A 6,576-nucleotide genomic window follows, 5' to 3' on the forward strand; every position below is an offset into this window, starting at 1 on the left:
TCAACATATCTGGCGTTGATTTTTGGCACGCTGTTGAGTTCTCAAGGAACGGACGCTTCCTTTGTACTCACCCTCTCGGGCTTTCCTCCGGGCTTTTCCCTTCGGTCTTGCGTTTCCGACTCTATCAGACCGTTTCCGGGCCCGATTCCCTGTCGGAGGGGATTGTCAAGGGCTTTGGACTTTCGCCTGTCGGCCTTTCGACATTCACTACGTTAGCCGATCCCCTCGGCAACTCATAATCGAGTTCCGCGAGTTCGAATTCAGGCATGCAGGCACGCCGAATGCGCCCTCAGCGAGGGAGAGTCGTTGGTAGTGGGTTGGCCGCTTCCGGCTGCTGGCGATTGCCGTACCCGGGTCAAGCGGCTCGGGCTACATTACGCACCCTGCCAAGACGCGTCAACTTGGGCGACGCCTCGGCGTATGGGCCCGATAAGGGCTCACCGTAGGGTCGTTGGTGATCCAGAACCGCCAGGGGTGGACCGCGCCCTCGCCGGACACACCGGTGCGGGGCCCGCTGCTTACCTGATGGGAGGGCACGGGTGTACCGGCCAGCATTCTCAGGGGTGTCTCGCCCGGGGTGCACGCGTCCGTGCCGTCCAGGGAGCGGTCGACGTCCAGGGCGGTGGCCAGGCGTGCGGGGCCTTTGGCCAGTTCTTTGTCATTTCGGGCCGAGAGTCGACGTTTGCGGGCCAGCTCGGCGCCCTCGATGATCTCGCCGGCGCGGAGCAGCACCGCCCTCGACGTGCCCTCGGGGCCGCACACCAGGTTCATGCAGTGCCACATGCCGTAGGTGAAGTAGACGTACACGTACCCGGGCGGACCGAACATCACGCCGTTGCGGGCCGTCGGACCTCTATATGCGTGCGAGGCGGGGTCGTTGCCGCCGTCGTAGGCCTCGACCTCTGTGATGCGCAGGACGATCGGGCCGTCGGGGGTCGTGCGGACGAGGATGCGGCCGAGGAGGTCAGGGGCGACCTCCAGTACAGGGCGGTCGAAGAACTCTCTGGGGAGTGGCATACGGTCCGGGAGCGCGATCATGGCGTCCGAGCGTAGTCCAGGCGCGCTTGTGCCAAGGGGTGGTCAAGGTTCCGTCCGCTTGCCAGGGTGTGGCGCGGAACCGGGCGCGGTCGGATCGCGTTTGTAGGGATCAAGGGTCCATACCTAAAGGGAGAGTCATGGCGTTCAAGAAGCTGCTCGCGAGCCTGGGGGCCGGCGGGGCTTCGGTGGAGACGGTGCTGACCGAGGTCAACGTCGTTCCGGGTGGTGTCGTCCAGGGCGAGGTGCGGATCCAGGGCGGGTCCGTCAACCAGGAGATCCAAGGGCTCTCGGTCGGACTGCAGGCCAAGGTCGAGATCGAGAGCGGCGACCAGGAGTACAAGCAGGACATCGAGTTCACGAAGGTGCGGCTGGGCGACGCCTTCGAACTGCAGGCGGGTGCCGTGCACGCGGTGCCGTTCGGGCTTGAGATCCCCTGGGAGACGCCGATCACGACGATCGACGGTCAGCCGCTGCGCGGGATGCACATCGGGGTGAGCACGGAGCTGGCGATCGCGCGTGCCGTGGACTCCAGCGACCTCGACGCGGTCAGCGTGCACCCGCTGCCGGCGCAGAAGGCGATCCTGGACGCCTTCATCCGGCTGGGCTTCCGGTTCAAGAACGCGGACATGGAGCGGGGTCACATCCGGGGGACGCGGCAGAAGCTGCCGTTCTACCAGGAGATCGAGTTCCACCCGCCGTCGCAGTACCGCGGGCTGAACCAGGTCGAGTTGAGCTTCGTGGCCGATGCGAACGCGATGGACGTCATCCTGGAGATGGACAAGAAGCCGGGCCTGTTCAGTGAGGGCAGTGACACCTTCCGGTCCTTCCAGGTGGGTCTGCACGACTTCCACGGGACGGACTGGGCTGCGTACCTCAACCAGTGGCTGTCCGAGGTCGGCAGCAAGCGCAACTGGTTCTAGGCTCGGTATCCACTGAAGAAACCGATCAGGAGGTACCGAGGTGACCGAGCTCAAGCGGCGGCCGCTCCCCCATGACTTCCACCCGCCCGTGCCGTCGTTCACGGTGACGAGTGAGGACGTCGAGCCGGGGGCCACGCTCAAGGAGGCTCAGGTCTACGCGGCCGGCAACACCTCGCCGCAGCTGCGGTGGGAGGGCTTCCCGCCCGAGACCAAGAGTTTCGCCGTGACCTGCTACGACCCGGACGCCCCCACGGGCAGCGGGTTCTGGCACTGGTCGGTGTTCGACATCCCGGCCTCGGTGACCGAGCTGCCGACGGGTGCGGGCAGCGGCAAGTTCGAGGGGCTGCCGGAGGGCGCCGTACAGGTGCGGAACGACTACGGGTCGAAGGACTTCGGCGGGGCCGCGCCGCCGCCCGGGGACGGGTCGCACCGTTATGTGTTCACGGTGTACGCCGTGGACGCGGAGAAGCTCGGTCCGGACTCGGAGGTTTCTCCGGCGGTCGTCGGTTTCAACCTGCGGTTCCACACGCTGGCGCGTGCCCAGCTGATCGGTGAGTACGAGGTGCCCGCCGAAGACTGACGTTCATGGAACGTTTGCCCGCCTCTGGTCTTGGAATTGATCAGAGGCGGGCATTTTTTATTGCGTTGTCCATCTCGGCGTGCCCGGCCAGAGTTGATCCAAGCCCGCCGTGCGGTGGGCCGGTTGCGCATGGGAGGTGGGCTGGATGCGAGACACGCTGGTGCTGAACGCGAGCTTTGAGCCACTGTCGACGGTGACGTTGAATCGAGCCATCGTGCTGGTGCTCCAGGACAAGGCTGTCGTCGAGCAGGCCCACCCCGAACTGCGTATGCGTGGAGCCGCGGTTGATATACCGGCCCCCCGGGTGATCCGGTTGTGCAGGTATGTGAGGGTGCCGTTCCGAAGACAAGCCCCGTGGTCGAGGCGCGGTGTGCTGGTCCGGGACCGGCACCGGTGCGCGTACTGCGGCAGGCGGGCGACGACGGTCGACCACGTGGTGCCGAGGGCGCAGGGCGGTCAGGACTCCTGGCTGAACACGGTGGCGTCGTGCGCGGAGGACAACCACCGCAAGGCGGCGCGGACTCCGGAGCAGGCGGGTATGCCGTTGCTGCGGCAGCCGTTCGAGCCGACGCCGGCGGACGCGATGCTGTTGGCGCTGGGTACTGAGGACTTCGACGCGCTGCCGGAGTGGCTGGTCCAGCCGGCCGCGTAGGGCGTGTGAACAGAATTGGGGCCCACCTCCTGCGGGAGGTGGGCCCCATTGTCGTAGCGCGGAGTTGTCAGTCGATGGACGGCTTCTCTCGGCGTTGGCGTTCCGAATTGCCGCCCGAGTTGCCGGAGTTGCCTCCGTCGTTGCCCGAACCGCCGCCGAACGGGCCCATGTTGCCCATGGCGCCGGAGAGGCCCTTGAGGGCGTCGCCGATCTCGCTGGGGACGATCCAGAGCTTGTTGGCGTCGCCTTCGGCGATCTTGGGGAGCATCTGGAGGTACTGGTAGCTCAGGAGCTTCTGGTCGGCGTCGCCCGCGTGGATCGCCTCGAAGACCGTACGGACGGCCTGGGCCTCACCCTCGGCGCGCAGGGCAGCTGCCTTGGCCTCGCCTTCGGCGCGCAGGATCTGGGACTGCTTCTCGCCCTCGGCGGTGAGGATGGCGGCCTGGCGCGTGCCCTCCGCGGTGAGGATCGCGGCGCGCTTGTCGCGGTCGGCGCGCATCTGCTTCTCCATCGAGTCCTGGATGGAGGTGGGCGGTTCGATCGCCTTGAGTTCGACGCGGTTGACGCGGATGCCCCACTTGCCGGTGGCCTCGTCGAGGACGCCGCGCAGCGCCGCGTTGATCTCCTCGCGGGAGGTCAGGGTGCGCTCCAGGTCCATGCCGCCGATGATGTTGCGGAGCGTGGTGACCGTGAGCTGCTCGATCGCCTGGATGTAGCTGGCCACTTCGTAGGTCGCGGCCCGCGCGTCCGTCACCTGGTAGTAGATGACCGTGTCGATGTTGACGACCAGGTTGTCCTGGGTGATCACCGGCTGCGGCGGGAACGGTACGACCTGTTCGCGCAGGTCGATGCGGTTGCGGATGGTGTCGATGAACGGGACGACGATATTGAGTCCCGCGTTCAGTGTCCGTGTGTAGCGGCCAAAGCGCTCCACAATCGCGGCACTTGCCTGCGGGATGACCTGGATCGTCTTGATCAAAGCGATGAAGACCAACACCACCAGGATGATCAAGACGATGATGACCGGTTCCATCGTGCTCCCCGTACCCTTCTCCGCCTCGGCGCTTTCGGAAGATCTTATGGTTGTTGAAGATCTTGCTGGTCGAGTCTGTCAGACCGCCGCGCAACTCGTGTGCTGTTCTGTTCAGTTGAGTCCTGCGAGGTCATCGGCTGAGTCCTGCGAGGTCAGATGACGATCGCGGTGGCCCCCTCGATCTCCACGACGTCCACCTCCTGGCCCGGTTCGTAGGCACGGTCGGCGTCGAGTGAGCGTGCCGACCAGATCTCTCCGGCCAGCTTGATCCGGCCGCCGCCGGAGCCGTCGACGCGCTCCAGGACGACGGCCTGTTTGCCCTTCAAGGCATCGATGCCCGTGGCGAGTTGGGGCAGCGTCGAACGGTGCCGGGTCGCGATGGGTCGTACGACCGCGATGAGGGCGACCGAGACGAAGACGAAGACGAGGACCTGGACGACGAGGTCCCCGCCGATCCCGGCGGTCGCCGCGGCGGCGACGGCGCCCGCGGCGAACATGCCGAACTCCGGCATCGCGGTCACCACGAGGGGAATCCCGAGTGCTACCGCGCCGACGAGCCACCACACCCATGCGCCGATGTCGTTCACATGGTCAATGGTAGGGCTGCGGGTCCCGTCACGGACAGGGCGCACATGTCCCTACACCCGCTTCTTACAAGGCAGTTCAGGCCATGGGGAGACCGTGCGCGGTCCAGCGGTCGCCGATCTGCTCCACGATGAGCGGGAGGCCGAAGCACAACGACAGGTTGCGGGCGGTGAGTTCGAGCTCCAGCGGGCCCGCGGCGAGGACCTTGCCCTGACGGATCATCAGGACGTGGGTGAAGCCGGGGGCGATCTCCTCGACGTGGTGCGTGACCATGATCATGGAGGGGGCGATCGGGTCGCGGGCGAGGCGGCCGAGGCGGCGTACGAGGTCCTCGCGGCCGCCGAGGTCGAGGCCGGCGGCGGGCTCGTCGAGGAGGAGGAGCTCGGGGTCGGTCATCAGGGCGCGGGCGATGAGGGTGCGCTTGCGCTCGCCCTCGGACAGGGTGCCGAACTTGCGGTCCAGGTAGTCGCTCATGCCGAGGCGGTCGAGGAAGGCGCGGGCGCGCTGCTCGTCGATGTCCTCGTAGTCCTCGTTCCACCCGGCGGTCATGCCGTAGGCGGCGGTCAGCACGGTCTGCAGGACGGTCTGGCGCTTGGGGAGCTTCTCGGCCATGGCGATGCCGGCCACGCCGATGCGGGGACGCAGTTCGAAGACGTCGACCTTGCCGAGGGTCTCGCCGAGGATGGTGGCGGTGCCGCTGCTGGGGAACAGGTAGCTGGACGCGACGTTCAGGAGCGTGGTCTTGCCGGCGCCGTTCGGGCCGAGGATGACCCAGCGCTCGCCCTCCTTGACCGACCAGGAGACCTGATCCACCAGAGCCCGGCCCTCCCGGACCACGGTTACGTCCTCCAGCTCCAGAACATCGCTCATGAGCGCGCTGTCTCCCATTGCATCGTCGGCCTGTCTCGGCTGTCGCGTGCGCCGGTAGGCGCAGCCCTCGAAGAAATCTACGCCACCGGCCGGGCGGTCCATTCCATCGGTCCTGTCCTTAGGGTGGAGGGCATGCTTTCGGAACCACGTTCAGGACGCCTCGCCGCCTGGGGAAATGCCCTGTTGGCCGGGCTTGTCTCACCCGACGACGCCGTGCTCGCCATCGTGGGCGAGGACGCCGTGCACCGGGTGGAGGGGCTGCCGGGCGAGTCGGCACCCGTCGGACTCACACTCGCACTGGGACGGCTGCGCGCCCTCGGGGCGACCGGACTGCGGGTGGCCCTGCCCACCTCGGGACACCCGCTGGGGCTGAGCGGCCCGCCCGACTTCAACGCCCGGGCCCTGGAGGCCGAGGAGGCGGTGATCTGCTACGGCGTCGCGCTCGGCCTCGTTCCCGAGGTGTACGAGGCCGGTCCCGCCGGCGACCTCCATGTCGAGGTCGTGTGGCACTGCCTGCCGGTGCGGGAGGCGCCGCCCGCCGATGTGCCCTCGCTCGGGGAGGCCGAGCGGGAGCTGGCGGAGGCGCTGCGGGATGCGACGGCGGTGTTGTCGCGGCTGGACGTGGCCGGGTCGGGGCCGGTGGCCGAGGCGGCGGTCGACGCGTATCGCGCGCGGGCGGAGCGGGGGCGGGAGGTGCTGGCGCCGGGGTATCCGCCGCGGGCGGTGCGGGTGCTGGAGCTTGCGCAGCGGGTCGGGCTGCTGGTTTCCGTGGCGTACGAGAACGGGCCCGGGGGTGCGGTGAGCGCGTCCGAGATGGGGGCGCGGGCGGAGGCGTTGCGGCCGGTGGAGCGGACAGCTCGGCGGGCGCAGGTCGCGGCGTACAACTCCGTTGTGGAGG

Annotated in this window: 8 protein-coding genes; 4 read left to right on the forward strand and 4 right to left on the reverse strand. The window is 67.7% G+C overall.

From position 1 onward, the window contains the following. Positions 1-396: 396 nt before the first annotated feature. Complete coding sequence (locus ACFWP5_RS51260) at positions 397-1,038, reverse strand: DNA-3-methyladenine glycosylase (RefSeq protein WP_384173955.1); 642 nt, start codon at positions 1,036-1,038, stop codon at positions 397-399. Between the two features lie 137 nt (positions 1,039-1,175). Here ACFWP5_RS51260 and ACFWP5_RS51265 point away from each other — a divergent pair, with 137 nt between their 5' ends. The 3 genes from ACFWP5_RS51265 to ACFWP5_RS51275 all read left to right on the forward strand — a co-directional run bounded on the left by ACFWP5_RS51265 (position 1,176) and on the right by ACFWP5_RS51275 (position 3,190). Beyond that, a complete protein-coding gene (locus tag ACFWP5_RS51265; protein ID WP_384173958.1) occupies positions 1,176-1,958 on the forward strand; it encodes a sporulation protein in 783 nt (260 codons plus the stop codon). Positions 1,959-1,998: 40 nt separating this feature from the next. Continuing rightward, entirely contained in the window at positions 1,999-2,538 is a 540-nt protein-coding gene (locus ACFWP5_RS51270; protein ID WP_384173960.1) for a YbhB/YbcL family Raf kinase inhibitor-like protein, read from the forward strand. 145 nt (positions 2,539-2,683) lie between these two features. Beyond that, positions 2,684-3,190, forward strand: coding sequence for an HNH endonuclease (locus tag ACFWP5_RS51275; RefSeq protein WP_384173963.1), 507 nt, complete (start codon positions 2,684-2,686; stop codon positions 3,188-3,190). A gap of 67 nt (positions 3,191-3,257) precedes the next feature. On the opposite strand, the gene ACFWP5_RS51280 is transcribed toward ACFWP5_RS51275, so the two are convergent. The 3 genes from ACFWP5_RS51280 to ACFWP5_RS51290 form a co-directional block, all read right to left on the reverse strand. Further along, the gene (locus ACFWP5_RS51280) at positions 3,258-4,223 is read right to left on the reverse strand and encodes an SPFH domain-containing protein (protein WP_266767274.1); all 966 of its coding nucleotides are present in this window, start codon (positions 4,221-4,223) and stop codon (positions 3,258-3,260) included. A 152-nt stretch (positions 4,224-4,375) separates the two neighbouring features. Further along, a complete protein-coding gene (locus tag ACFWP5_RS51285) occupies positions 4,376-4,810 on the reverse strand; it encodes an NfeD family protein (RefSeq protein ID WP_384173967.1) in 435 nt (144 codons plus the stop codon). 76 nt (positions 4,811-4,886) lie between these two features. Beyond that, on the reverse strand, positions 4,887-5,678 hold the full coding sequence (locus tag ACFWP5_RS51290) for an ABC transporter ATP-binding protein (protein WP_384173970.1): 792 nt from the start codon (positions 5,676-5,678) through the stop codon (positions 4,887-4,889). A gap of 132 nt (positions 5,679-5,810) precedes the next feature. Between ACFWP5_RS51290 and ACFWP5_RS51295 the strand changes: the two genes are divergently transcribed. Beyond that, positions 5,811-6,576, forward strand: a 766-nt coding sequence (locus ACFWP5_RS51295) for a hypothetical protein (RefSeq protein WP_384173973.1), incomplete at its 3' end; no start/stop codon positions are given.

The organism is Streptomyces sp. NPDC058469 (assembly GCF_042721125.1).
Taxonomy (GTDB): Bacteria; Actinomycetota; Actinomycetes; order Streptomycetales; family Streptomycetaceae; genus Streptomyces.

Excerpts from the sequence above, each read along its gene's own strand:
- ACFWP5_RS51260 (WP_384173955.1), bottom strand. The coding sequence starts at position 1,038 with ATGATCGCGCTCCCGGACCGTATGCCACTCCCCAGAGAGTTCTTCGAC.
- ACFWP5_RS51265 (WP_384173958.1), top strand. The coding sequence starts at position 1,176 with ATGGCGTTCAAGAAGCTGCTCGCGAGCCTGGGGGCCGGCGGGGCTTCG.
- ACFWP5_RS51275 (WP_384173963.1), top strand. The coding sequence starts at position 2,684 with ATGCGAGACACGCTGGTGCTGAACGCGAGCTTTGAGCCACTGTCGACG.
- ACFWP5_RS51280 (WP_266767274.1), bottom strand. The coding sequence starts at position 4,223 with ATGGAACCGGTCATCATCGTCTTGATCATCCTGGTGGTGTTGGTCTTC.
- ACFWP5_RS51290 (WP_384173970.1), bottom strand. The coding sequence starts at position 5,678 with ATGAGCGATGTTCTGGAGCTGGAGGACGTAACCGTGGTCCGGGAGGGC.